Source organism: Bradyrhizobium brasilense, assembly GCF_029714345.1.
Classification (GTDB): Bacteria; Pseudomonadota; Alphaproteobacteria; order Rhizobiales; family Xanthobacteraceae; genus Bradyrhizobium; species Bradyrhizobium australafricanum.
Window position 1 is genome coordinate 6,714,071 of sequence record NZ_CP121669.1, and the last position, 25,174, is coordinate 6,739,244.

Below are 25,174 nucleotides of genomic sequence, written 5' to 3' on the forward strand. Positions count from 1 at the left end.
AACTTGTCATAACTTACAAGAAACTGATGTATTGTTGTAAGAATCTTACAAACCTTGGATGAGGCGATGGTAACCTCAAGCGCCCGTTCCGTTTTCATGGGCCCGCGGCTGCGCCGGCTGCGGCGCGACCTCGGGCTGACCCAGGCCGACATGGCCGCCGATCTCGAAATTTCGGCCCCCTATGTGGCGCTGCTGGAACGCAACCAGCGCCCGGTGACGGCCGACATGCTGCTGCGGCTTGCCCGCACCTACAAGATCGATCTGGCCGATCTCGCCGGTGACGGCGGTGCCGATCACACCGCTCGCATGCAGTCCGTCTTGAAGGAGCCGATGTTTGCCGACATCGACATCCCCGCGCTCGAGGTCAGCGACCTCGCGGTCAGTTATCCCGGAATGACCGAGGCGTTCCTGCGCCTCTACACCGCCTATCGCGAAGAGCAGCTGGCGCTTGCGGAGCGCAGGGCTCCGGACATGGCGATCGCTTCACCGGGCCAGGAGAACTTTGACGCCAACGATCCCGTCGCGGAGGTCCGACGTTTTCTCGCCGCGCGCCGCAACAATTTTGCCAGCCTCGACGATGCCGCCGAGCGGCTGGTCCACGAACCTGCCGGGCCCGCCGGATTTATCGAGCGGCTTCGGGAGCGACATAAACTCCAGGTCCGCTATCTGCCGCCGAACGTCATGCTGGGTTCGATCAGGCGACTGGACCTTCATCGCAGACAATTGCTGCTGGAGGACTCGCTCGATACCGCGGGCCTCAATTTTCAGCTGGCCAAGCAACTTGCCTATCTGGAACTGGAAAACGAGATCGGCGCCGCCGTCGAAGCCGGCAAGTTCACGACCAAAAGCGCCGAGCTGCTGGCCCGCCGTGCGCTTGCCGCCTACGCCGCCGCCGCACTCATCATGCCGTATTCCGTGTTCGCGAAAGCGGTCGAGGCGCGCCGCTACGATCTGGAGGCGCTGGCGCGTCAATTCGGCACCAGCTTTGAGCAGGTCGCGCACCGCGTCACGACCCTGCAACGGCCGGGTCTCGAAAAGGTCCCGTTCTTCCTGATCCGGGTCGATCCGGCCGGCAACATTTCCAAGCTGCTTGACGGCGCCGGCTTCCCGTTTGCAAAGCACGGCGGCGCATGTCCGCTATGGTCAGTGCACGACATCTTCAAGACGCCGCGCCAGATCGTCACGCAATGGCTGGAACTGCCCGACGGACAGCGGTTCTTTTCGATCGCCCGCACCGTGACCGCCGGCGGCGGCGCGTTCGGCGCCATCCGCGTCGAGCGGGCGATCGCGATCGGCTGCGCCGCCGAACATGCGGGCCAGTTGATCTACACGCGCGACGGACAGGGACCGAATGCCGACGAGCCGACGCCGATCGGCGTCGCATGCCGGGTCTGCCATCGGCCGAGATGCGCGGCGCGGTCGGCGCCGCCGATCGGACGCGAGATTCTTCCGGACGATTTCAGGACCTCGAGCGTGCCGTTCGGCTTCTCGGCGGATTGACGAAGTCGATCACCCCTGCGGCCGGTTCGCGTCGTACAGCACCCGCACGCGGATCGTGCCGTCAATGGCTTTCAAATCGGCCAGCAGTCCCTCGCCCTCGCCGCCGACCACGTCGGTCTCGAGCACGACATAGCCGACCTCCGGATCGGTCTGCAGATATTGCGCCAGGATGTTGATCCCGTGCCGGGAGACCGCGTCGTTGACCTGGCGCATGACGCCGGGAACGTTGCGATGAACATGGATGAAACGGGTGCCAGTCGGTCGCGCCGGCAATTGCACCTGCGGAAAATTCACCGCGCCGAAGGTCGACCCGACATCGGAATAGTCGATCAGCTTGCGCGCAACTTCGCCGCCGATGCGATCCTGCGCTTCTTCCGTCGAACCGCCGACATGCGGCGTGAGGATAACGTTGGAGAGACCTTGCAGCGGCGAGACAAAGCGCGCCTCGTTCGACACCGGCTCGACCGGAAACACATCGACCGCAGCACCCGCCAGCCGGCCCTCACGCAGGGCGCTCGCCAGCGCCTCGAGATCGACCACGGTGCCGCGCGAGTTGTTGATCAGATAGGCCTCAGGCTTCATCAGCTGGAGCTGGGCGGCGCCAATCATGTTGGCGGTGGCCGGCGTCTCCGGCACATGCAGCGATACGACATCGCTGGCTGCGAGCAACGCGTCGAGCGATTCGGCGGGCTCGGTATTGCCATGGCGGAGCTTGTCGGTCTGATCAAAATAGATCACGCGCATGCCCATGGCTTCGGCGAGGTTCGACAGCTGCGAGCCGATGTTGCCGTAGCCGACGATGCCGAGCGTCTTGCCGCGCACCTCGCGGCTGCCTTCGGCGGACTTGTCCCAGCCGCCGGCATGTGCGGAGACCGAACGCGGAAATATCCGGCGGAACAGCATCACGATCTCGGCGATGGTCAGCTCCGCCACGCTGCGCGTATTGGAGTATGGCGCGTTGAAGACGGGGATTCCCAGCTTTCGCGCGGCGTCGAGATCGACCTGATTGGTGCCGACCGAAAAGCAGCCGACAACGAGCAATCGGTCGGCGGCCTCCAGGATGTCCGCGGTCAACTGGGTCCGCGAGCGAATTCCCAGCATATGGATGCCCGACAGCGCTTGCCTGAGTTCTTTGGGTCCCAGCGCCTTGGGCAGACGTTGCAGCTCGGTATAGCCGTTCGCCTCGAACATCCGGGCCGCGGATTCGTTCACGCCCTCCAGCAGCAGCACGCGTATTTTGGTCTTGGGAAGCGACAACATCATCGAGATCCGGATTCGTAAGGTTCGGGCAGATCCTGCCACGAGCGCAGTTTCGACGGATCGCGTGATAGCATAGAAAAGGATCGCGTCAGAAGCCGCCGTGGGCCGCCCGCTCTGCGATTCCCGACAAATCCGCCCGATCCGCGCATCCGGGCGCAGCGCGGGAACCCGTTCAGTCAAAGGTCCTGGCCAATTCGCCGGCAGAAGCCGCGTTGCGGCTCCTGGGGCGCTCGAACGCCTGCTCCGGCTCACTGGCCGGAGGTCCGTTAGTGCTCAGCTCGGCGCCGAGGATTATTGCCTTGAGCGGCGGTTTCAGTTTCCCGTTCCGGCGCCACAAGCCAGCGGCAGTCTCACTGGCAGGGATACCGCCGGCCGTCCTTTGCCTGGAACGTATTCGATGCCGCATCATAGGAGCGATAGCGCTGGGCGCAGGACGCCGCGTGCTGCTGGGCGGCGGCAGCTTCCTGCTGCGCGGCGGCGTTGGCTGCGCCGGCCGCGATGACGCCGCCGATGAGGCCACCGACCAGTCCGCCGACGGCAGCGCCGCCGCCATTGTCATAGCACTGCCCGTAACGGCACCAGACCTTCTCGGTCAACGACGGCGCCGCGGCCGCAACGCCGGCAGCGTGCTGCAACGGAGCCGAAATGGCGGAGGCCGAAAACACCATGGCACCGCTGGCGGCCATCAAAACAACTTTCACAAAGCGAGCCCTATGCATCACATCTCCTGCTTCATTGCTGTGGGCGCTGGCCGGCACCGGCGTCCCGATTCCCTCGACATGGATGGCTCGTCTGGTTCCGGACCGGACGACACCCGGACACGCGCGGCCGGTTACAATTCGCGCGTCAGCCCGCTTCACAGATGGGCGAAGTTCATTGGCCGGCCGCGTTCACGACGCGGCAGAGGTTATCGCCGACACCTGGAGCCAACTGTCCCGGCGGCAAGCTGAAGGTCGCATCGACGCGGCTACCCTTGCCGTCCTTGCGCACGACGACCTGCAATGTTTGTGGGCGGCCGGATCCGGTGGTCTCCTGCTGGGTGGTCAGCGTGCCGAGTTTCTTGTCGACGTTCACACCGACAAACCCCTCGGCCAGAACGGCGCGGGACACCTTGTCGAGGGCAGCACCGGGATTGACCGACGGGAAGGTCATCCAGGTCTTGTGCGTCATGCCCGTTACCATCGGAACGCCGGTGCTCTGGACGTGATCTGCGCAACCATCGGCCAGCGCAGGCATGGACGAAAGAACTGTAAGCGCGAGTACGCAAGTAATCCTTGTAAGCATGCTTTCATAACCCGTTTGAGTTGGTCGTGACGATTTAGGCCAAATGGGCTACGAGTCCATGGACGACGTCGCATTCCGGATGGAGGCCTTCGGATTGTGGCTAGAACAGTCGATCGCGAATGCTGTGCATTCGCTGCGGCTCTCGGACGTCGGCGCGCCGGATTGAATCGGAACTGTCGCGCGATGCCGGCGAGCGAATTCGATCAAATGTCAGCTTTCACGGCTCGATTGCGCGATCTGGATATTCTGTTCGTCATTCGGACATTGAAGGAATTGTGAGAAAGGGCACGCGCCCCGAAATCACCTAAGCTGTGCTAGTGTGTGGACGGCGCCCTGAACGGTGGAAAACCGGTCTGATGGATCGGGCAATCCGCGAACAGCAAACATCCGACGGTTGGGATTTGATGGTCGACGACGTACTCGCTGCACCTCCCACGCGATCAGGATCTTCGTTCGAAGAACTCCTTGAAATGCTCCACCCCCACGGGATCAAGGCGCATTCCACGCCGCGGCCTGATGAATTGTTTCGCTGGCATGCGGACATAGCCATCGGCGCGGAACTTGACGTCGTGCGGGCCGATCTGTCGGCCGGTTGGGATTGGCGCTATTCATACGAGAATTCCGCAGGAGAGCTCGCAATAAGCCTGCTGAATGCCGGCCAGGCCGAAATGCTCATTGCGGGAAAGAGCATCCAGCGGACCCCCTCCGAGATCGCCATCGTGCCCCTTCCGACGATGCAAGCGCAGCGGGTCGAAGCGGTCGATGGACGATACTCAAGCGTCACGCTCACCTTGCATACGGGCGTAGTTGCCAAGGTGCTGTCTGCGACGTTCGGGAGCACGGCGCTGGAAGATCTCAATCTGACGCCGATCGTCGACTTGTCGACCGGCGTTGGACAGACCCTTCTTCAGCTTGTCCGCACGAGCACCACCGGCCTGTATGACGGGATCCTGGTGCGCTCTCCGAAAGCCAGCGCGCTGCTATCGGAAGCGGCGATACAGCTCATCCTCGAGAACGTCCCTCATCGGTTGACCGACCGGTTGAGCCGCCACCCGCTGGATGCGCCGCCGCGCTACATTCGCCGTGCCGTCGAGTATATGCGGGCCAATCCGCATCTGCCGCTGACGATATCGGATATTGCCGCAACGGTTGGGGTCAGCAGCCGGTTGCTGCAATTGGGCTTCCGCAAAATTCACGGCACGACGCCGGTCGCCTATTTGCGGCAAATTCGGCTGGAGGCCATCCACGACGAGCTGTCGCGACCGGAGAACATGCTCCCGGTCAGCGAGGTTGCCCTGAAGTGGGGCTTTACGCATATGGGCCGTTTCGCTGCGGTGTACCGCTCGGCCTTCGGCCTGTATCCGTCCGATACGGTCCGGCGCGCGCGAGGTTTCTTAAGCTAGGCAGGCGTTTGTCGAGCCAGGCTGCGGCGGATCAGCAAATAGCCGTCCCAGACGCCTTATCGAACAAGTGCGTTCGCTCAAGATCGAGCGCGACGTCGATGACATGATCCGGCTCCGCGGCGACGCCGACCGGCATTTGCGCCGTGAACGCGAATGGGCCGACGGTCCCGATCACGAGCGTGTGCGGCCCGAGCGGCTCCACGTCTTTCACCAGGATCTGGATCGAAGAGCCCGCCGGCGCGTCTTGCCGCAACACGTGGTCGGGCCGGACGCCGAGCACCACGGGCTTGCCGACGCTGCCGGCATAGGCCGCCTCGCGTGACTTCGGCACTCGCAACGCCGTGCCCGACGGCTCGGTGAAAATGAGCGCGCCGTCGCGGGCGACGAGCTCGCCATGGATGAAATTCATGCTGGGCGCGCCCATGAAGCCGGCGACGAAGAGATTGCTGGGCTTCTCGTAGATCGTGATCGGATCGGCCGCCTGTTCGATGCGGCCGCGGTTCATCACCACGACGCGGTCGGCCATGGTCATGGCTTCGACCTGGTCGTGCGTGACATAGACAATCGTCTTGGCGAGACGGCGGTGCAGCGCCTTGATCTCGGTCCGCATCTCGATGCGGAGCTTGGCGTCGAGATTGGACAATGGTTCGTCGAACAGAAACACATCCGGGCTGCGCACGATGGCGCGGCCGATCGCCACGCGCTGGCGCTGCCCACCCGAGAGCTGTTTGGGCCGGCGCTGCAGATATTGTTCGAGGTCAAGCACGCGTGCCACGTCATTGACGGCCTTCTCGATGCTGGCGCGCGATTCGCCGCGCACCTTCATGCCGTAGCCGATGTTCTCTCCGACCGTCATATGCGGGTAGAGCGCGTAGTTCTGGAACACCATCGCGCAATTGCGCAAGCCGGGACGCAACTGCGTCACGTCGCGATTGCCGATGCGGATGGTTCCGCTCGTCACCGCCTCCAGTCCCGCGATCATGCGCAACGTCGTCGTCTTGCCGCAGCCGGACGGGCCGACAAGCACGACAAACTCCTCGTCGGCCACGTTGAGGTCGAGCCCTTCGATGATCTTGTAGGGTCCGTATGCCTTGCTGACGTTCTCGATCTCGACGTGCGCCATGGAATCCTTTTCCGTCCCTTCGTCGACGGCAAGTAAAGTCCCGGACGACGCTCGCGCATCATCCGGGACGTCTCGCTGGAAAGCTAGTTCTTCGGCGGAAGACCCATCGCCGCGCGATAGGCCGCGAGCTGCTTGGCCCGGCCGAACTCGTCGGTCAACCGATTCCACTCCTTGGCCATCGCGTCGAGCGCCGCCTGCGGCGTGGTCTGGCCGGCCAGCGCCTTGCCGAGCTCGATCTCGACCACCTCGGTGTAAGAGAAGTAGCCGGGCAGACGCATGTCGAGCGCGACGTTCTTGGCATTGATGGAGTCCGATTGCGCGCCGAGATATTCCTTGGCCTCTTCCGGCGAGAAGATCTTGCTCCACAGTTGCAGATTGGCCGTGTGCGATTTGCGATAGGGATTGACGCCGCTGCCGCCGGTGATCGCCGCCTGACCCGACACTTCAGGGCTTGTCAGTGTCTTGACGAAATCCCATGCCGCCTTCTGGTTCTTGCCGGCCTTCGGCACCGCGATCTGCCAGCCGCCGAATGCCATGAACGGGCCCGGAAGCACGCTCGGGAACTTGTCCCACTTCTTGGTCTTGGCGTTCCAGATCTCGTCCGAACCGGGCAGCATCGCCGAACCGACCTTGCCCGAGATCTTCGACTGCTTCGGGTCGGCGGCGATGACGCCGGTGTCGCCCCAGCCGATCGATTCCGCAACCTGGCCGCCGGCCACGGCAGCGTTCACCTCGCCGAACGAGAAATTCAGCGCGTTGGGCGGCCCAAGCTTCGATGCCCTGATGTATTCCTCGAGCCCCTTCACCCAGCCCGGATTGTTGATCTGCGCGTCCATCGTCTCGGGATCGAAGAACATCGCGCCCGGGTAGTTCGGATTGTTGGTGTAGGCCGCCGCATGGCTGAAGAAGAACCAGAACTGCTGACCGCCGCGGCGGAAGGCTTCCGCCGTTCCCCACAGCCCCTTGTCGGGCCGCTGGAAGAACTCCGCAATGTCGAGATACTGCTTCCAGGTCTTCGGCGGCGCGAGGTCGTAGCCGTATTTGGCCTTGAAGGCGTCCTTCTCCTTGGGATCGCTGAACAGGTCGGTGCGGTAGGTATAGGTGTGGACGTCGCCATCCATCGACTGCGAGTAGATCTTGCCTTCCCACACCATCAGCCGTTCGCGATAGGCCGGCTCGATATCGTCCCACTCCTTGCCGGACTGCATCTCCTTCGGCATCTCGCTGAGATAGGGCACGAAATCAGGCAGCCAGGCCGGCGCGAAGCTGACGAGGTCGAACGTCGCGTCCGACGCCGTCAGCGATGTCGCGATCTTCGGATAGAGCTCCGACCAGGGGAATTCGACGACATTGACCTTACCGCAGGTCTTCTTGGCCCATTCGTCCGCGCCGAGCTTGAGCGCGGAGGCGATATACGGCCCGGTCTGCGACGCCACCGTCAGGGTGACGCCGGTATAGTCCGGGCTGCAGGCAGCATTCGCCCGGCTCGCGGCACAGGCCATCGCGAGCGAGGTGGTCAGCATCAGGAACGTCCGTCGCAACATCGTCTAGTCCTCCCTACAAAGTTTTTTGCTATTTGATGGCCCCGAGCAGCAGGCCCGACCGCATCATCCGGCTGAGCAGGCCCGCCATGATCATCATGGGAACGATGGCGACGAGCGCCGCGGCCGATATCGCCCACCATTCGTCGCCGCGCTGGCTGTTCTGTCCCGCCACCAGGATCGGCAGCGTCTGCCATCTGGAATTGGTCAGGAACAGCGCGAACAGAAACTCGTTCCAGACGAAGGCCAGCGTGATCATGAACGTCGCCAGCAACCCGTTCATCGACATCGGCACCACGATGCCGAAGAAGATGCGCCAGCTCGGCACGTTGTCGACCATCGCCGCCTCCTCGACCTCGATCGGCACCGCCTCGAAGAAGTCGCGCATCAGCCAGACCACGATCGGCAGCGAGAAGGCGACGTAGCACAGCGTCAGGCCGACAAAACTGTCGATCATCTGGAAGCCCAGCCGGCCGATCTCGCTGTAGAGCAGATACAGCGCGAAGGCGGTGACGATCGGCGGGAACATGCGCTGGCTGACGAACCAGAACAGGATGTCCTCATTGCCGAGGATCGGTCCCGGCAGCGGCAGGCGGTTGGCGGCGACGGCCACGATCAGCGCGATCGGAAAGGCCAGCAACAGGGCCTGCGCGCGGGTGAACCCGAACGTCGTGTTGAACAGCAGGTAGCCGCCGAGCGCGAGCAGGAAGAACACGAGGCCCGCGCCGAAGCGGACCTTGAATTCGAACCGCACCAGCGCATAGGCCGCCATCGCGCCGATCGCCGTGGCGATGGCCGCCGCGGACAGGCCAACGATGGTCGAGTTCAGGAAGGTCCGGAAGAACTCGCCGCGGATGCCCTGATAGAGATCGATGAAGGGCTGCAAGGTCGGCGTGAAGTCGATGAACGGCAGATAGGTAGGTCCGCCGACAACCCCGGGCGGCGTCTTGAATGCGGTCACCACCACCCAATAAAGCGGAAACACCGTGATCAGGCACCAGATGAGAACGCCGGCCGCGACCAGGCGGCGGCTCCAAGGCGACAGCCCCGTCAAGCCACGCCCGCTCATCGGCGCTTCTCCAGATGCGGCCGCAGCAGCGCCAGGTAAGTCACGCCGATGATCGTGATCGCGATCAGGAACAGGAAGCTGAGCGCCGATGTGTAGCCGAGATTGAACTTCTTGAAACCTTCCTGATAGGCGAACAGCGTAAGCGTCTCGGTGTCCACGCCCGGCCCGCCGCCGGTCATCACGAACACCGTGTCCATGATCTTGTAGCTCTCGATCAGGCGGATGAAGACGACGGCGGCCGAGATCGGCAGCATCATCGGAAAAGTGATGCCCCAGAACTGCTGCCAGGCGCTGGCATTCTCGAGCTCGGCGGCCTCGTAGACATCTTCGGGAAGCGTTTGCAGCCCGGCCAGCATCATCAGGATGACGAACGGGGTCCACTGCCAGATCTCGACCGCGATGATGCAGGCGAGTGCCCAATGTCCATTGGTGAGGAACGGCAGGTTGACCAGGCCGAACTTCGACAGGAACTGATTGAGCGGTCCCATCGTCGGATTGAAGATCATGCGCGCCACCAGCGCGACCGCGACGGGCGCCAGCAGCATCGGCAGCAGCAGGGCGACGCGGAACAGCCGCTCGCCCGGCACACGCGCGTTCAGCGCCAGCGCGACGCCGAACCCGATCGCGTATTGCAACCCGACCGCGATGAGCGCAATCAGCGTCGTGGTGAAGAGCGCATTCCAGAACCGCGGCTCCTGCAACAACGTCGCATAATTGCCGAGCCAGACGACGCGCGGCGGGATCGGCGGAATTAGGCGGTAGCTGAGGAAGCTCGTGGTCAGCGAATAGATCAGCGGAAAGATCGAGATCGCCAGCACGACGAGCACCGCCGGCCAGATGAAGACATGCTTGATCGGATCATTCCGCATCATCGCAGCATCATCCCCTCAGCAGCGCTTCGATCTCCGCACGCCGCGGCATCGCGGGCGCGGTGCCCGGCCGGGTCACCGAGATTCCCGCCGTGGCCGAACCGAACCGCGCGGCCTCGAGCGGATCGACGCCGTCCGCGAGCGCCGCCGCGAAGCCGCCGACGAATGCATCGCCCGCCCCGGTGGTTTCGACGACCGTGCCGGCCGCGAAGGGCGGCACGTGCAGCGAGCGATCCCGCGCATGGAATAGCGCGCCGCGCTCGCCGAGGGTGATCAGCGCCGTCCCGGCGCCTTTGGCCAACAGGGCGTCGCCGGCGCGGCGGGCGCCGGCGAGGTCGCCCACCGCGATCCCGGTGAGCGCTTCGGCCTCGGTCTCGTTGGGAACGACATAATCGCACAGCGCAAACAGACCATCGTCGAATTGGATCGCCGGCGCCGGATTGAACACGGTGATGCTGCCGGCGGTGCGCGCGATCTCGAGCCCGCGCCGCGCTGCATCGACCGGCTGCTCGAGCTGCGTCACGAACACACGGCTGTCGCGGATCGCGTCCGCCACCGCGTCGACATCGGCCGGGCCGATACCGCCCGCTGCACCCGGCACCACGATGATGGCGTTGTCGCCGCGCGTCTCATGGACGTAAATGAACGCCGCGCCGGTCGGCGCATCCGCGGTCCTGGCCACGCGCGGCCGGATTCCCTCGGCCTCCCAGGTCTTGATCGCAAGCTCGCCGAAGGCGTCGCTGCCGATCCGGGAGATGAAGCTCACGCCGGCGCCGGCCCGCGCGGCCGCGACAGCCTGGTTGGATCCCTTGCCGCCCGGCCCCATCGCGAATCCCGAACCGGCGATGGTCTCGCCGATCGCCGGCATGTTGCCGGCGCGGAACGCGAGGTCGACGACGAAGACGCCGAGGACGGCGACGCCATTCTTGCTCATCTCGTCACTCCCCGTCCGGCCCGATCACGCCCTTGCTGAACAGGAAGCAGCCGTAGAAGCGCCGCTCGCCCGTCGCGATCACGCAATAGGCCGTCTTGGCCTTCTCGTAGAAAGCGTGGCGCTCGACACCGACCAGCGGCCAGGACCGTCCCTCCGCGCGATCGATCGCGGCCTGCACCTCGCGCTGCACGGGTGGCACTTCCTGAGCCTGGCCGACAATCTCCATGCGGATCGCGGCATCGTCGACAAACGTATCGAGCGGCATCACCGACAGGATCGCCTCGACCGCCCTGGCCGCGTTGACATTGTCGATGCGCAGCAACCGGCCGAGAACCGTCTGGCGCGCGATCGAGTCGGCCGGAAAATTGGTATCGCACACCACCAGGCGATCACCATGCCCCATCGCCCGCAGGGCGTAGAGCACGTCGGCATTGAGCAGTGGATCGATGCCCTTGAGCATGTTGCGTCCCTCCCTTGTGTTCAAACTCGCCGAACTCTGACGGTTCGAATCCCCATCGCTATCACCGCAAGCTGATCTCTCTAGTCGCCATACGGAATCCAGATGTTCTTCACCTGCACCGCGTGGCGGAGCAGGATCGGACCCTCGCTCGCGGCCTTGTCGTACCAATCGAGCGCAAGGCCATGATCGACCAGCGTGCGCTTGAGGTTGCCGATCGAGTGCCGCTCGGCCGTCACCGAGGCGTCCTGCGATCCGAACGCCCAGAGCGCGTCGACGTCGTCGTGCTCGGCAAGCACCTTGACCAGTTCGCTGCGATCGCCGGTGACGATGTTGACCACGCCGCCCGGCACGTCCGAGGTCTCCAGCACCTGGTAGAAGTCGGTCGCGGCGAGCGGATGCCGCTCGCTCGGCACGGCGACGACCCGGTTGCCCATCGCAACCAGCGGCGCCACCAAGCTGATGAAGGCGAGCAGCGGCGCCTCGTCGGGACAGGCGACGCCGACCACGCCGATCGGCTCATGCATCGCGAGCGCCACGCCGCGCAGCGGCGGCGCGTGGACGGATCCTTCGAATTTGTCGGCCCAGGCGCCATAGCTGAACAACCGCTCGATGCTCGCATCGACTTCCGTGCGCGCCTTCGCAGCCGACACGCCGGTCATGTCGGCGATGCGCCGGGCGAATTCGTCGCCGCGCGCGGAAAGATTCTCGGCAAGGTAATAGAGGATCTGGGCGCGATTATGCGCCGTCGCCCGCGCCCAAGACTCGGCGGAGCGCGCCGCGGCCACCGCATTGCGGATATCCTTGCGATTGCCCTCGCCTGCCTCGCCCAGGCGCCGGCCCTTCGGCGACAGCACCGGACGCGAATAATTGCCGTCCGGGCGCACCTGCTTGCCGCCGACGAACAGTTTTGCCGTTCGATCGATCGGCGGCACATCGAATCCGGCACTGGCGCCGGAAGCCGTCGGCAGCGGCGATGCCTTGGCCCGCGCCTTGCGCCCGCTCCAGGCCTTCGGCTTGAGATACTCATACATGCCTTCACGGCCGCCCTCGCGGCCGAAGCCGGACTCGCGATAGCCGCCGAAGCCGACGCTGGCGTCGAACAGATTGGTGGCGTTGACCCAGACCACGCCGGCCAGGAGCTTCGGCGCGATATCGAGTGCCAGCCCGATCGTCTCGCTCCACACGCTGGCGGCAAGGCCGTAGCGCGTGTTGTTGGCGAGCATCACAGCCTCGTCAGGGGTGCGGAACGTCATCGCCACCAGGACAGGGCCGAAGATTTCTTCGGTCGCAACCGTCGAGGACGGATGCACGTTCCAGAGCAAGGTCGGCGGATAGAAACATCCTTCCGCCGGGATCGCACCGGACGCCTGATATTTCTCGGCACCCTCCTTCACTCCGGTCTCGACCAGCGACTCGATCCGTTCGAGCTGCACCGGCGCGACCACCGCGCCCATGTCGATCGCCTTGTCGAGCGGCATGCCGACGCGAAGCGTTTCCATGCGGCGGATCAGGCGCCGGCGGAAAGTCTCCGCGATCCCCTCCTGCAGCAGCAGTCGCGAGCCGGCGCAGCAGACCTGGCCCTGGTTGAACCAGATGGCATCGACCACGCCTTCCACCGCGCCGTCGATATCGGCATCGTCGAACACGATGAACGGCGACTTGCCGCCAAGCTCGAGTGTCAGCGATTTGCCGGTGCCCGCGGTCGACTGGCGGATCAGCCGTCCGACCTCGGTCGAGCCGGTGAACGCGATCTTGTCGACGCCGGGACTTTCGACCAGCAGCGCGCCGGTGGCACCGTCGCCGGTCACGACATTCAGCACGCCCGGCGGCAGGCCGGCCTCGGCCGAAAGTTCGGCGAACAGCAGCGCGGTGAGCGAGGTGAACTCCGCCGGCTTCAGCACCACCGTATTGCCCGCGGCCAGCGCCGGCGCGATCTTCCACGCCAGCATCAGCAGCGGAAAATTCCACGGAATGATCTGCCCGATCACGCCAACCGGCACCTGATCGGCGAATTCGCGCTCCTGCAACTGCGCCCAGCCGGCGTGATACAAGAAATGGCGCGCGGCGAGCGGTACGTCGAGATCGCGGGTTTCCCGGATCGGCTTGCCGTTGTCGATCGCCTCCAGCACGGCGAACAGCCGGGCGTGACGCTGCAGCATGCGCGCCAATGCATAGAGATGACGCGCGCGGCCGTGGCCGCCAAGCTTCGCCCACGCTGTCTGCGCGGTGCGCGCGGCGCTGACCGCCGCCTCGATATCGGCGGCGGCGCCCTGCGCGATGCGCGCCAGCGTTTTGCCCGTGGCCGGCTCGGTCGTCGTGAGGTGTTTGCCGGCATGCGGCGCCGTGAACTTGCCGGCGATGAAATGCCCGAACGTGGCGCCATGCCGCGCCAGCCAGGCGCGTGCCTCGCCGTCCGCCTCCGGCGCGGGGCCATACTCCATGGTCTCGAAATAGTTTGCGACGCTCATCGCTGGAGTCTCATCCCACGGGGTGGCGGTTGAAGGCCGAGTAGTGGCCGGTCACGTGATGCTCGAGCTGCCGTTCGATATCGGCGAGCAGGCTGGAGGCGCCGATACGGAACAGGTCCGGCTCGAGCCAGTCGCGTCCCAGCTCCTCCTTCATCAGGAACTGATAGTTGAGCACGTCCTTTGCCGTCGAGATTCCGCCGGCCGGCTTGAAGCCGATCTGGTAGCCGGTGCGCTCCTGATAGACGCGGATCATCCGCAGCATCGCGAGCGTCACCGGCAGCGTCGCGTTGACGCCTTCCTTGCCGGTGGAGGTCTTGATGAAGTCGGCGCCGGCCATCATGCAGACCATCGACGCCTTGGCGACATTGCGCAGCGTCTTGAGATCGCCGGTGGCCAGGATCGTCTTCAGATGCGCGTCGCCGCAGGCGGCGCGGAAATCCCTCACCTCGGCGTAAAGCGCCCGCCAATCGCCGGTCAGCACATGCTCGCGCGTGATGACGATGTCGATCTCCTCCGCGCCGTCGCGAACCGACGCCTCGATCTCCTTCAGCTTCAGATCGTGCGGCACCAGACCTGCGGGAAATCCGGTCGAGACCGCGGCGACCGGGATGTCCGATCCGTCGAGCGCTTCGACGGCCGTCGCCACGAACCGATGGTAGACACACACCGCGCCGGTATGCAGCTCACGGCCGGCAAAGCCGAGCCGCTCGAGAAGGTCGCCGCGCACCGGCGCTTTGGCCTTGGCGCAGAGACGCTTCACCCGTTCGGTCGTATCGTCGCCATTGAGCGTCGTCAGGTCGATGCAGGTGATCGCCTTGAGAAGCCACGCCGCCTGCGCGTCCTTTTTGACCGTGCGCCGGCCCGGCAAGCTCGCAACGCGGCGTTCGGCGGCCGACAGATTGATCCTGATCTCGTCGACCCAATCCATCTCGAGCGCGCGGCCAGCGTTGCGCGGCAGCGGATGCTCGCCGCCCGGAGAAGGCGGCTGCGCGGCCAATGGGGACGGATTCTGTATGAAGACGCTCTGCGTCATGGAGGCGCCGTGCGGTCCTAGCGAATCGACGAGATCGCCAGATAGACTGAATGTGTCGATCGCAACATGTGATCCTCCCCTGACCTTGCCGCGGGGTTTGCCGACGGCCTGAGGACGACATCGTCCCCCGACCTTCGATCAGCCCGCCGGACTGGATGTTATTATTGTAACAAATATACGTTGATAAATTCACAACATTGTAAGATCATTGTCAATCGGATAAGCAAGCCCGGCGATAAAAATGGCTGAAACATCGAACGCACGACCAAGCGAGACGCGCGTGCAGCGCCTGCAGAGGCTGCGCCGCGCCGTCGAATCGAGCGGCACGCTGCATCTGAAGGACGCCGCCGAGCTTCTCAAGGTTTCCGAAATGACGGTGCGGCGCGATCTCGCCGGGCCGGACGCCGCGCTGGCGCTGCTCGGCGGCTACGTCGTCAATGCGGCGTCGCCGACCGGGATCAAGTACACGTTCGAGCAGGAGATCGATCAGCACACCCAGGACAAGCGTCTCGCCTGCCGGTCTGCCGCGGCCTCGATCAAGGAAGGCGATACGATCTTCATCGATTGCGGCACGACGATGCAGTCGCTGGCGGACTGCCTGCCCGAGGACCTGCCGCTTTCGGTGATCTGCTATTCGATGAACGTGGCGTCGATCGTGACGCGCCGGCCGGCCACGCAGGTGATGCTGATGGGCGGCCTCTACCATCCGTCGTCGCAGTCCTTTGCGTCGGACGACGGCCTGTCCTACCTGCGGCGGCTCGGCATCAACAAGGCCTTCATCTCCGCGGGCGGCGTGCACTGGACCCGCGGCGCGAGCTGCTCGAATTTTCATGAGGTCGCCGTCAAGCAGGCCGTCATCGAGACCGCGATGGAGAGCATCCTGGTGATCGACGCCAGCAAGCTCGGCAGCCTCAAATCGGCATTCTTCTCCGATATCGGCGCGTTCTCGCGGATCATCGTCGGCGGCACGGCGTCAGCGGACATGCGCAAGCACTTCCGTAGCCTCCCCGTCGAATACGTGACCAGCGCAACCTGATCCGAGCGGGGGCTGGCACGCCCGGATCAGGCTGCTCACGATGCGCGGGCTCGCGTGACCGCGCATCGAACTCCTGCGGCTCAGTTGCAGGCAGGCTTCGCCTTGTTGCAGGCGTCGGTCAGCTCCGGCGGCGGCTCCTTCTTGAACACCGTCTTGTAGGATTCCAGCACGTTGGACTGCGTCACCGGCAGCGACTGCACACCGATCCAGCCCGGCGTTTCCTTGCCGAGCAGCGCGTTCATCATGGCCATCGCTTCGGCGACACCCTGGTCATAGGGGCGCTGCGATCCGGTTGCCTTCAGCGGGCCGCCCTTGGCGATCTCGATCGCCGATTGCAGGCCGAGGTCGACGGTGGTGACCGGAATGTCGATGCCCTGCGCGCGCATCGAGCTCAGCGTATCCAGCGCCGGCTGGTCCCAGACCGCGAACAGGCCCTTGATATCCGGATTGCCGGTGAGGAAGTCGCCCGCGATCTGCGACACCTTCGGCGGGTCGGTGAAGTCGACCTGCTTCATCTTGATGTCGGGACGATTCTTCTGCATCCACTCGCGGACGCCCTTGGTGCGCTCGTTGGTGCTGAAATAATCGACGCCGAAATTGACGAGGCCGATGGTGCCGCCCTGCGCGACGCAGGACGCCAGGATCTGGGCCGCGATCTGGCCATTGCCCTGGCTGTCCGCGGAGATCATGGACGCATATTCCTCGGGATGCTTCAGTCCGGTCGGAATGCTGTCCATCAGCACGAGCTTGATGCCGGCCTTGGCGATCTTCTTGTAGGTCGGCGCGGTCGCCGTGAAATCGACCGGGATCGAGATGATGCCGTCCGGATGCTGCTGGATGGTGTTCTCGATATCGGCGATCTGCTTGTCGACCTGATATTCGGCGGATGCGACGCCCGTCACCGTCACACCGTACTTCTTCAACGTGTCGGTGATGCCCTGGATCTGCAGTTGCGCCCAGTCGAGGTTGACGGTCTGCATGGAGATGCCGACCTTGAAATGCTTCTCCTTGATCCTGGCGGCATCGGCGTCCGAAAGCGCCAGCACTTCGGGCGAGGCGGCCTTCTCGCCGTGCGGCCCCTGACCGACGATCGATTTCGGTCCAAGCGTCGCGAGATCGACGCCCTTCACGCAGGTTGCAGGCACTTCGGCGCGAGCCGAGGCGGCGATCGAAATGGCCGTCGCCGCGATCAGCGCGGTCAGCGGCAGGGTTTGTCGCAAGATCGGCTTCATTGTTTCCTCCCGTTTTGGTCGCCGATTGACCGGAGGCCGGCGACCTTGCCCCTACCCTTGCAACGCCTGGCCTTGCGGCCCATGCGCTGCACCGTCGTGCTCTAGCGTTTCGTGAAGGCGACCGCGGCCACGATGATCGCTCCCTTGATGACGAGTTGCAGTGGCGAGCTGACGCCGAGCAGCACGAGGCCGTTGTTGAGTGTGCCGATGATGAGGCTGCCGAACAGCGTCCCCAGGATGTAGCCGCGCCCGCCGAACAGGCTGCAACCACCGAGGATCACGGCGGCGATGACGTCGAGCTCCATGCCCTGCACGACGTCGGGCCGCGCGGCGTGCGAGCGCGCGGACAGCACCAGCGCCGCAAGCCCGGCCAGCGCGCCGGTCAGCACAAAGGCCGCGGTCGTCACCCACTTGGTGTTGATGCCGGAATACAGCGCCGCGGTCGGATTGCCGCCGACCGCATAGATGCGGCGGCCGAACACGTTATAGTGCAGCAGCAGGATGCCGACGATCATCGCCACCAGCGTCCAGGCGATCGGAACCGGTATGCCCAGGAACGAGCCTTCGCCGAAGATCGCAAAGTATGTCTCGTTGGTGATGATGACAGGCTTGGTATTGGTCACCATCATCGCCAAACCGCGCGCCATGCTCAGTGAACCCAGCGTCACCAGGAACGACGGGATCGAGAGCTGCGTGGTCAGGATGCCGTTGAGCAGCCCGACCAGCGCGCCGGTGCCGAGCCCGGCAACAGCGCCGACGATCCAGCTGTTGTTGATCTGACTCATCGCGAGCGCCGCGGCCATGCCCGACAGCGCCAATGTCGATGCGACCGACAGATCGATCTGGCGCGCGATGATCACAAAGGTCATGCCGACCGCGATGATCGAGACCAGCGTGGTCTGGCGTCCGATGTTCAGGAAATTGTCGACCGACAGGAACCAGGGCGAGGACAGGCTGAACACGACCAGCAGCACCACGAAGGCGATGTACAGCATGTAGGGCCGCTCGCCCCGCAGCAGATTCTGCAGCAGCTTGCGGCGTCGATCGGATCGGGTCGACGAGGCGACGAGATTGGGCGCGGTCAGTTCGGTCATGCGGGCAGCTCTTGCAATACGCCTTGTTCGGAAGCCTGGTAGATCTGCAGCAGATGATGGAGCTCTTCGGCATCATCGATCTCCCCGCGCACCAGCGTTCGCGCCACGCGTCCATCGACGATCACGGAGATGCGGTCGCAGAGCTCGATCAGTTCGACGAGGTCCGACGAGACCACCAGGACGCCGGTGCCGTCGCGGGCGGCGTTGCGGATCACGCCGTAGATCTCCTCGCGCGCGCCGACGTCGACGCCAACCGTCGGCTCGTCCAGCAGCAGCACGCGCGGCCGCGGATCATTCCATTTTCCGAACACGACCTTCTGCTGGTTGCCGCCGGACAATGTCCTGACCAGGCTCGAGGCGCCTTGCGCCTTCACCGACAGCCTTGCCACCGCAGCGTCGGCACGTCGGGCGGCGGCGCGCTGCTGCATGAAGCCCCAGCGCGAGAAATGCGGAATCCGCGGCAAGGTGATGTTTCGCTCGATCGAATGATCCAGCACCAGACCCTGCACGTGCCGGTCTTCCGGCACCAGCGCGACGCCATGCGCGATCGCATCGGCCGGGCTCCTCGGCAGCCATGGCCGGCCGTCGATCTGGCATGTGCCGCTGTCGACCGGCCGAAGACCGAAGATCGTCTCCAGGACCTCGGTGCGTCCGCTGCCGATCAATCCGGCAAGGCCGTGGATCTCACCCTTCATCACGGACAATTCGACGGCCGACAGGCGATCGTTCGACACGCCCGACAGCGACAGAACCGGGGACGGATCGAATGAACGCGCAACTGCAGGTTCGGCGCGCGACGCCGCGGGCGCCAATCGATCGGTGCCGATGATGGCATTCACCAGCCGCTTCATGTCGGTCTCGGCGGTGACGAACGTGCCGGCATTGGCGCCGTCGCGCAGCACCGTGACACGCTGCGAGATCTCGAAGACCTCGTTGAGCCGATGGGTCACATAGATCACGCCGACGCCGCGGCGCGTCGCCTTGCCGATCGCATCGAACAGGATGCGAACTTCATCCGAAGTCAGGGACGATGTCGGCTCATCGAGGATCAACAGGCGCACCTCGCCCATCAGCGCCTTGGCGATCTCCGTCATCTGGCGGTAGGCGAACGGCAGCGAGCCGACCGTCGCCTTGGTATCGAGGGGAACGCCGAGCTCGCTCAGGAACGCCTCGGCCCTGGCCATCAGTTCGCGCTTGCGGACGAAGCCCAACCGCGTACGCGGCTCGCGGCCGAGCAGCAGATTGTCGGCGACGCTCAGCGACTCGACGAGACTGAGGTCCTGATAGACGACGGCGATGCCTGCCTCGCGCGATCTAGCCGGACTGTCGAACGTCGCCGGTTTGCCGGCGATCTCGATCGCGCCGCTGTCGGCCGCATGGACGCCACTGAGGATCTTGATCAGCGTGGACTTGCCGGCCCCGTTCTCGCCCAGCAGCGCGTGCACCTCGCCGGCCCGGACCTCGAGGTTGACGTCGCGCAACGCCCGCACGCCGCCGAAGCGCTTGTTGATGCCACCGACCATCAACAGCGCCGTCGACGGCCGAGGCTCGGCTGCGATCGAACCGGACAATTCCAAATTTTCCTCCCGTCGACCGCGCGCGGCGCTGGTACGATGGTGACATATTGTTATTTTTGCAACTTATCTTGTTATAATTCTATCACATCGGCCGACCTGTCAATGGGAGATCGCGCTAGCGGGCGCTCGAATTGAAGGCGGCGATCGGATCCTGCACCGCCATACGTGCGGCCGGCCTCCGCCAGGTACGATGGCAGCCGGAAGGTTGTGCTAAGCTGCAATTGCTCTCTTCATCAAAGCCAACGCCGGTGAATCACGATGAAACTGAGTGCTGCGATTGCCGTCGCCCTGATCTCGTCTTGCCTGCCCGCCGCGGCGCAGCAAGCCGGTGCCGACCTCTACGCGCAACGCTGTGCGCAATGTCACGACAGCAGCAACGCGGCTATTCGCGCGCCGAGCCGCACCGCGCTGCATTCCAGATCGTTCGACGAGGTGCTTGGTGCGATCTCCACGGGCCCGATGGCATCCTTCGCGCAGGGACTGACCAGCGACGAGCGGGCGGCGATCGCCTCGCTCGTCACCGGAAAGGCCGCGTCGCTCGCGGCAACCGAGAGCGCGGGCCAATGCCCGCAGAACGAGACCGGCTTTCCGGAGCCGATCGACGGGCCGCGGTGGAACGGTTGGGGCGCGGATATCAACAACAGCCGGTTTCAGCCGGCGGCAATGGCCGGCCTCGCGCAAGACCAGGTCCCGCGACTGCGTCTGAAATGGGCGTTCGGATTTCCTGACACGTCCAACGCCAACGCGCAGCCGGCTGTCGTCGGCGGCTTGCTGTTCGTCGGTGGCGGCGACCGCAAGGTCCACGCCCTCGACGCCAAGAGCGGCTGCACGCGCTGGGCGTTTCCTACCGAGGCGCCGGTGCGGACGGCCATCAGCTTTGCCCCGCTGGATAACGGGCAGCCTGCCATCTTCTTTGGTGATGTGCGTGCCAACGTCTACGCCCTGAATGCCGCGACCGGCAAGCTGATCTGGAAGAGCAAGGTCGACGATCATGTGGCCGCCCGGATTACCGGTGCGCCAGTGTTCTATTCCGGCGTCGTCTATGTCGGCGTTTCATCGATCGAGGAGGCTATCGGGTCTCGTCCCACCTACCAGTGCTGTACGTTTCGCGGCAGCGTCGTTGCGCTGAAGGCCGAGACCGGCGCGCAGATCTGGAAGGCCTATACGATTCCCGAGGCACCGCATCCGACACGGGCGAACGCCCTCGGGACCCAGCTGTTCGGTCCGGCCGGCGCGTCGGTCTGGTCCGCGCCGACGATCGACGTGCAGCGCCAGGCGCTCTATGTCGCGACCTCGAACAGCTATGCCGATCCGGCAACCGACACCAGCGATGCCATCCTAGCGTTCGATCTCGCGACCGGCCGAATGCTTTGGCACCAACAGGCCACACCGAAGGACAGCTTCGTCGTTGCGTGTTTCGGCACCGATCAGAGCAATTGTCCGGAAGACCGCGGCCCCGACCATGATTTCGGCCAATCACCGATCCTGGTGAGCCTGCGTAACGGACAGCGCGTGCTGGTGATCGGCCAGAAATCCGGCGTGGTCCACGCGCTCGATCCCGACCATGAGGGCAAGATCCTGTGGCAGACGCGGATCGGCAAGGGTGGCGCATTGGGCGGGACCGAGTGGGGTTCCGCCGCCGACCAGGATCGAATCTATGTCGCCAATTCGGACGTACGATTTCTAAGGGACGGCACGCGACGTCTGAATTCAAGCGAAGGCGGCGGCTTGTTCGGGCTCGATCTTGCGACCGGGAAGATCGCGATGCAGGTCGCGCCGGTGGCCTGTGGCGACCGCCCGCAGTGCAGTCCCGCGCTCTCCGCGGCGGTCACCGCCATTCCTGGCGTCGTCGTCTCGGGCGGCGTGAGCGGCTTCCTGCGCGCCTACGCGACCGATGACGCACGGCTGCTCTGGGAGATCGACACCGCCCGCGACTACACCACGGTGAACGGCGTTGCGGCCCATGGCGGCGCCATGGACGGACCCGGCCCGGTCGTCGTCGACGGCATGCTGTACGTCAATTCCGGCTACGCGCAATGGAGCGGGCTGCCCGGCAATGTTCTGCTGGCCTTTGAAGCCGGCAACCCTTGACAGGTATTTGCGCCGGCAAGCTGAGCACTACTCGCGGCGCGCTATTCGTGCTTTGATGCCGGACAGGATCAGTCGAGAGATCCGAAGGGAGACCGTGTGGTGATTGGCGACCTGCTACGCAACATCACGTCAGGGGCCGTTACCCTCGCGCGCTCCAATGGTCCCGAATCGCCGATATCAGGGACCGGCGTCCCGAAATCGACCGACATGGCAGCCGCGCTTCAAATCGATGCGCATGTCGTTGCGCACGAAAAACACAGAAACTATAAGTGCTTGAAAGAATGGTCGGAGTGGCAGGATTCGAACCTGCGACCCCTGCGTCCCGAACGCAGTGGGCATCTTCTAACTTATTGATCTTTCTTCGTGTGGTGACCACTCCCGTCGCGTTTTGTTCACGGTCGTTTCACCCAATTCATTGCGATTTCGTTGCGGCATTTCCCGACGAGAACGGCGCTCGCTGAGATGTCGGGCCGGCGAGCTGCAATGTGACCTGACCAAGTTCAAAATCAGCACCACCAGATCTGATCGGAAGGAGAAGCAATCGTAGCGATTTCCGAGCGCCCCTAAACTCTGCCGCATGAACACTGGTTTTTACGTAACAAGCTCAGTTCTTTCAGAAGACCGACCCTGATGACGTCTCGGGAAAAAAGTGGTCTGACGGCGACCACGATCGGCACCGATTGCAGCCCGGCCATCGACCGGACCTGCCGCTCGCCAACTTCCTTGACTGCGTCGGTGACGAGTCACTGCACGACTTTGCCAAAGCGCCACCCTCGGGCTTTGTCCGGGTAGTCAGCTAAAACAGAAACGCCAAGTCTTTTCACTACTCATGCATTTCATTGCTGGGGCGGGCGGGATCCGACCGCCGAATGACGAAAATCAAGATCCGCCGGCGCTCGCCAGCTCTATGCTGCGGCTGGTCCACCGTAAAAACTTGGTCCGTTTTCTGACAGCGACGTAAGGTCATGTCAGGATCGGCACACTGCGCGTCGGGTTCAGATTTTCCAAAGCACAGTTTGCCGCTTACTGCGCGCTTGCGGCGTTGGCACGACCATTGCTCCAGCAAAGATCAGCTTCAAAGATACAGAGGAAAGCCGGTCATGCTCTTCTTCCCTAGTCCTCGCGTCCTACACAGAACAGCGGTCCGCGCGTTTACCTGACCGGGCGCAATACTAGACATACGGATCCGCAATTGTCCGATCGCAAACGCATTTACCGCCGCGGTACTTGCCTTAGGTTCGTTCGCCCATGAAATCCGCGATTGTGTTCGACTGGAATGGCACGCTGCTCGATGATGCCAATGCGGTGCTTCAAACCATTAATGCAATTTTGAGCCGCTTCGGTCGCGCAGCCGTAGATATGCGCAGGCTTCGAGAGGAATTCGAACTACCTCTTTCGGTTCTCTTCCGCAACCTAGACATGTCGAAAGATGAAATCGACGTCGTGGAGAGAAATGACAGCGCCATTTTTCACGACACCTACGAATTCTTGGCGCGCAACGCTGCCTTACGCAAAGGGGCACGAAATCTTTTGCTCGCCGCTGATCACAGAGCCGTTCACACCGTTATTGTCAGCAATCACATTGTTGAACCAATTCGCGCGCAAGTGCGAAGACTTGGAATCAAGACTCACGTCACGGACATTTTGGCATTTGAGAGCCGCGCAACCCAGTTTAAGAGCGTGAACAAGGGAGAACGTCTGCGCTTGTATATGCAGGCCAATGATATATCCCCACGAAGAACCGTCATCGTGGGTGACATGCCAGTCGAGACGGAGATTGCTCGCAATCTCGGTCTTATCAACGTATCAATCATGGGGGGATTTGTTTCCGAAGCGCGCTTGCGCGCCGCGGGGCCCGATTACATGATTCATGACCATCACGAATTATTACCTATTTTGCAGAAGCATTGCATTCTTCCGAACGGATGAGTCATCACAAGAGCATAACAGAAGAATCTGCCGGTTGGCGCGCTCCTGCTGTCCGCTTGGTCTTCACCATTCGACGAGAGTGGTCGGCGATCAAGTTCTTTCGTCACTCGGGCGAACTATCGGTTCAGTCCGATAGCTTGCGCCAAATATCGCGATCCGTTTAGCGCCCATGTGAGTCTACATGGTCGGTCTGGGTCCGTCGCATGGCACAATGCTTGCTGGAATCATTCGCTACCGAGAGGCGAGGAAGACACTGCGAGTTGGCTTGGAAAAACAACATGAGCACAACGGCTTTGATCGGTGACGTCATTTCAGGCACCGATGTTGTGAAGCGTGCAGCGCGCATCGGTGCCGAAGTCAAAAATATCAAGCTATCGGGCGATCTACCGGACCACACGATCGCCGCGATTAACAGCTTGTTGCTCGAGCACAAGGTGATCTTCTTCCGCAATCAAGGACATCTCAACGACGCCGAGCAGGAGCGCTTTGCCGCTCGCCTTGGAAAGCTAGTTCCCCATCCGATGCTCGGTCCTACCAAGGGAATGGCGTCGCTCCTCGAACTGGACTCCAGTCGCGGCGGCGGTCGCGCCGATGTTTGGCATGCGGATGGGACCTTCGCCGACGCCTATCCCAAAACTTTGGTCCTACGAGCCGTTGTAATGCCAACGTTCGGAGGCGACACCGTGTGGTCGAACACAGCGGCCGCTTATCTTGATCTACCGGCACCGCTACAGCGGCTTGCAGAGGAACTATGGGCCGTTCACAGCAACGTTTTCGATTACGCCGGAATCGCGCGCGTCCGCGAGGTCGACAAGAGACACTTTGACGAGGTGTTCACCAGAACGGTTTTTGAGACCGAGCATCCCGTCGTGCGCGTCCACCCCGAAACAGGCGAGCGGGCGCTGGTGCTCGGCGCCTTAGTGAAGCACTTTATTGGGGTCCCCAAGTACGACGGACAAAAGCTGTTCGATCTGTTCCAGTCTCACGTCACCGCGCCCGAAAATACTGTGCGCTGGAACTGGCTAGAGGGCGATATCGCGATATGGGACAATCGCGCAACACAGCATTACGCGGTCAACGATTACGGTGACCAGCATCGCGTCGTACGTCGGGCCACGATCGATGGTGACGTGCCCATCAGCGTAGATGGCCGGAGCAGTGTAACGCGCCTGAAGGTAACCGAATAGCGGCCCATCGACGCCCAGCGCCCTCGCATTGAGAATGGAGAAACCTGGTTTGCCGGAGTTGTTTCGGCAGACTTGGAAACACAC

General features: G+C 63.5%; 20 protein-coding genes. 6 read left to right on the forward strand and 14 right to left on the reverse strand.

Annotated features, from left to right (window positions below):
• Window positions 1-66: 66 nt before the first annotated feature.
• Complete coding sequence (locus QA635_RS31355) at window positions 67-1,500, forward strand: helix-turn-helix domain-containing protein (RefSeq protein WP_076829069.1); 1,434 nt, start codon at window positions 67-69, stop codon at window positions 1,498-1,500.
• 9 nt (window positions 1,501-1,509) lie between these two features.
• Here QA635_RS31355 and serA read toward each other — a convergent pair whose 3' ends face one another.
• From serA to QA635_RS31370, 3 genes are all read right to left on the reverse strand, one after another.
• A complete protein-coding gene (serA, locus tag QA635_RS31360) occupies window positions 1,510-2,763 on the reverse strand; it encodes a phosphoglycerate dehydrogenase (protein WP_283063508.1) in 1,254 nt (417 codons plus the stop codon).
• A gap of 347 nt (window positions 2,764-3,110) precedes the next feature.
• Window positions 3,111-3,446 carry a BA14K family protein gene (locus tag QA635_RS31365; RefSeq protein ID WP_283063510.1) on the reverse strand — a complete coding sequence of 112 codons (336 nt, stop codon included), beginning with the start codon at window positions 3,444-3,446 and terminating at the stop codon, window positions 3,111-3,113.
• 187 nt (window positions 3,447-3,633) lie between these two features.
• Entirely contained in the window at window positions 3,634-3,930 is a 297-nt protein-coding gene (locus tag QA635_RS31370) for a hypothetical protein (protein WP_283063512.1), read from the reverse strand.
• Window positions 3,931-4,400: 470 nt separating this feature from the next.
• Between QA635_RS31370 and QA635_RS31375 the strand changes: the two genes are divergently transcribed.
• On the forward strand, window positions 4,401-5,447 hold the full coding sequence (locus QA635_RS31375; protein WP_283063514.1) for a helix-turn-helix transcriptional regulator: 1,047 nt from the start codon (window positions 4,401-4,403) through the stop codon (window positions 5,445-5,447).
• Window positions 5,448-5,478: 31 nt separating this feature from the next.
• Here the strand turns inward: QA635_RS31375 and QA635_RS31380 are convergent, their stop codons facing one another.
• The 8 genes from QA635_RS31380 to deoC form a co-directional block, all read right to left on the reverse strand.
• Complete coding sequence (locus tag QA635_RS31380) at window positions 5,479-6,570, reverse strand: ABC transporter ATP-binding protein (protein ID WP_283063516.1); 1,092 nt, start codon at window positions 6,568-6,570, stop codon at window positions 5,479-5,481.
• Between the two features lie 83 nt (window positions 6,571-6,653).
• Complete coding sequence (locus tag QA635_RS31385) at window positions 6,654-8,093, reverse strand: extracellular solute-binding protein (protein ID WP_341850446.1); 1,440 nt, start codon at window positions 8,091-8,093, stop codon at window positions 6,654-6,656.
• Between the two features lie 49 nt (window positions 8,094-8,142).
• Window positions 8,143-9,180 (reverse strand): carbohydrate ABC transporter permease, encoded by a 1,038-nt coding sequence (locus tag QA635_RS31390; RefSeq protein ID WP_283063520.1) that lies wholly within the window; start codon window positions 9,178-9,180, stop codon window positions 8,143-8,145.
• The gene (locus QA635_RS31395; protein WP_283063522.1) at window positions 9,177-10,052 is read right to left on the reverse strand and encodes a carbohydrate ABC transporter permease; all 876 of its coding nucleotides are present in this window, start codon (window positions 10,050-10,052) and stop codon (window positions 9,177-9,179) included. Before QA635_RS31395 ends, QA635_RS31390 begins: the two co-directional genes overlap by 4 nt.
• A 7-nt stretch (window positions 10,053-10,059) precedes the next feature.
• Entirely contained in the window at window positions 10,060-10,983 is a 924-nt protein-coding gene (locus tag QA635_RS31400; RefSeq protein ID WP_283063524.1) for a ribokinase, read from the reverse strand.
• Between the two features lie 4 nt (window positions 10,984-10,987).
• Window positions 10,988-11,443, reverse strand: a complete 456-nt coding sequence (locus QA635_RS31405) for an RbsD/FucU family protein (protein ID WP_092083804.1) — start codon at window positions 11,441-11,443, stop codon at window positions 10,988-10,990.
• Between the two features lie 80 nt (window positions 11,444-11,523).
• A complete protein-coding gene (locus QA635_RS31410; protein ID WP_283063528.1) occupies window positions 11,524-13,911 on the reverse strand; it encodes an aldehyde dehydrogenase family protein in 2,388 nt (795 codons plus the stop codon).
• A gap of 10 nt (window positions 13,912-13,921) precedes the next feature.
• Complete coding sequence (gene deoC / locus QA635_RS31415; RefSeq protein WP_425249070.1) at window positions 13,922-14,944, reverse strand: deoxyribose-phosphate aldolase; 1,023 nt, start codon at window positions 14,942-14,944, stop codon at window positions 13,922-13,924.
• 241 nt (window positions 14,945-15,185) lie between these two features.
• On the opposite strand from deoC, the gene QA635_RS31420 reads away from it, so the two are divergent.
• A complete protein-coding gene (locus QA635_RS31420) occupies window positions 15,186-15,980 on the forward strand; it encodes a DeoR/GlpR family DNA-binding transcription regulator (protein WP_092083815.1) in 795 nt (264 codons plus the stop codon).
• Window positions 15,981-16,060: 80 nt separating this feature from the next.
• Here the strand turns inward: QA635_RS31420 and QA635_RS31425 are convergent, their stop codons facing one another.
• The 3 genes from QA635_RS31425 to QA635_RS31435 form a co-directional block, all read right to left on the reverse strand.
• Window positions 16,061-17,212 carry a substrate-binding domain-containing protein gene (locus tag QA635_RS31425; RefSeq protein ID WP_157340315.1) on the reverse strand — a complete coding sequence of 384 codons (1,152 nt, stop codon included), beginning with the start codon at window positions 17,210-17,212 and terminating at the stop codon, window positions 16,061-16,063.
• A gap of 101 nt (window positions 17,213-17,313) precedes the next feature.
• A complete protein-coding gene (locus QA635_RS31430; protein ID WP_092083818.1) occupies window positions 17,314-18,306 on the reverse strand; it encodes an ABC transporter permease in 993 nt (330 codons plus the stop codon).
• The gene (locus QA635_RS31435; protein WP_283063533.1) at window positions 18,303-19,883 is read right to left on the reverse strand and encodes a sugar ABC transporter ATP-binding protein; all 1,581 of its coding nucleotides are present in this window, start codon (window positions 19,881-19,883) and stop codon (window positions 18,303-18,305) included. The genes QA635_RS31430 and QA635_RS31435 overlap by 4 nt, the downstream gene beginning before the upstream one ends.
• Window positions 19,884-20,141: 258 nt before the next feature.
• On the opposite strand from QA635_RS31435, the gene QA635_RS31440 reads away from it, so the two are divergent.
• The 3 genes from QA635_RS31440 to QA635_RS31450 all read left to right on the forward strand — a co-directional run bounded on the left by QA635_RS31440 (window position 20,142) and on the right by QA635_RS31450 (window position 25,090).
• On the forward strand, window positions 20,142-21,974 hold the full coding sequence (locus QA635_RS31440) for an outer membrane protein assembly factor BamB family protein (protein ID WP_283063534.1): 1,833 nt from the start codon (window positions 20,142-20,144) through the stop codon (window positions 21,972-21,974).
• Window positions 21,975-23,222: 1,248 nt separating this feature from the next.
• A complete protein-coding gene (locus tag QA635_RS31445; RefSeq protein WP_194456077.1) occupies window positions 23,223-23,903 on the forward strand; it encodes an HAD family hydrolase in 681 nt (226 codons plus the stop codon).
• Window positions 23,904-24,181: 278 nt separating this feature from the next.
• On the forward strand, window positions 24,182-25,090 hold the full coding sequence (locus tag QA635_RS31450) for a TauD/TfdA dioxygenase family protein (protein ID WP_194456078.1): 909 nt from the start codon (window positions 24,182-24,184) through the stop codon (window positions 25,088-25,090).
• Window positions 25,091-25,174 lie beyond the last annotated feature (84 nt).

What these genes read in the sequence shown, in the direction of transcription:
- QA635_RS31355 (WP_076829069.1), top strand. Translation starts at nt 67, where the DNA reads ATGGTAACCTCAAGCGCCCGTTCCGTTTTCATGGGCCCGCGGCTGCGC.
- serA (WP_283063508.1), bottom strand. Translation starts at nt 2,763, where the DNA reads ATGATGTTGTCGCTTCCCAAGACCAAAATACGCGTGCTGCTGCTGGAG.
- QA635_RS31365 (WP_283063510.1), bottom strand. Translation starts at nt 3,446, where the DNA reads ATGGCCGCCAGCGGTGCCATGGTGTTTTCGGCCTCCGCCATTTCGGCT.
- QA635_RS31370 (WP_283063512.1), bottom strand. Translation starts at nt 3,930, where the DNA reads ATGACGCACAAGACCTGGATGACCTTCCCGTCGGTCAATCCCGGTGCT.
- QA635_RS31375 (WP_283063514.1), top strand. Translation starts at nt 4,401, where the DNA reads ATGGATCGGGCAATCCGCGAACAGCAAACATCCGACGGTTGGGATTTG.
- QA635_RS31380 (WP_283063516.1), bottom strand. Translation starts at nt 6,570, where the DNA reads ATGGCGCACGTCGAGATCGAGAACGTCAGCAAGGCATACGGACCCTAC.
- QA635_RS31385 (WP_341850446.1), bottom strand. Translation starts at nt 8,093, where the DNA reads ATGCTGACCACCTCGCTCGCGATGGCCTGTGCCGCGAGCCGGGCGAAT.
- QA635_RS31390 (WP_283063520.1), bottom strand. Translation starts at nt 9,180, where the DNA reads ATGAGCGGGCGTGGCTTGACGGGGCTGTCGCCTTGGAGCCGCCGCCTG.
- QA635_RS31395 (WP_283063522.1), bottom strand. Translation starts at nt 10,052, where the DNA reads ATGATGCGGAATGATCCGATCAAGCATGTCTTCATCTGGCCGGCGGTG.
- QA635_RS31400 (WP_283063524.1), bottom strand. Translation starts at nt 10,983, where the DNA reads ATGAGCAAGAATGGCGTCGCCGTCCTCGGCGTCTTCGTCGTCGACCTC.
- QA635_RS31405 (WP_092083804.1), bottom strand. Translation starts at nt 11,443, where the DNA reads ATGCTCAAGGGCATCGATCCACTGCTCAATGCCGACGTGCTCTACGCC.
- QA635_RS31410 (WP_283063528.1), bottom strand. Translation starts at nt 13,911, where the DNA reads ATGAGCGTCGCAAACTATTTCGAGACCATGGAGTATGGCCCCGCGCCG.
- deoC (WP_425249070.1), bottom strand. Translation starts at nt 14,944, where the DNA reads ATGACGCAGAGCGTCTTCATACAGAATCCGTCCCCATTGGCCGCGCAG.
- QA635_RS31420 (WP_092083815.1), top strand. Translation starts at nt 15,186, where the DNA reads ATGGCTGAAACATCGAACGCACGACCAAGCGAGACGCGCGTGCAGCGC.
- QA635_RS31425 (WP_157340315.1), bottom strand. Translation starts at nt 17,212, where the DNA reads ATGAAGCCGATCTTGCGACAAACCCTGCCGCTGACCGCGCTGATCGCG.
- QA635_RS31430 (WP_092083818.1), bottom strand. Translation starts at nt 18,306, where the DNA reads ATGACCGAACTGACCGCGCCCAATCTCGTCGCCTCGTCGACCCGATCC.
- QA635_RS31440 (WP_283063534.1), top strand. Translation starts at nt 20,142, where the DNA reads ATGAAACTGAGTGCTGCGATTGCCGTCGCCCTGATCTCGTCTTGCCTG.
- QA635_RS31445 (WP_194456077.1), top strand. Translation starts at nt 23,223, where the DNA reads ATGAAATCCGCGATTGTGTTCGACTGGAATGGCACGCTGCTCGATGAT.
- QA635_RS31450 (WP_194456078.1), top strand. Translation starts at nt 24,182, where the DNA reads ATGAGCACAACGGCTTTGATCGGTGACGTCATTTCAGGCACCGATGTT.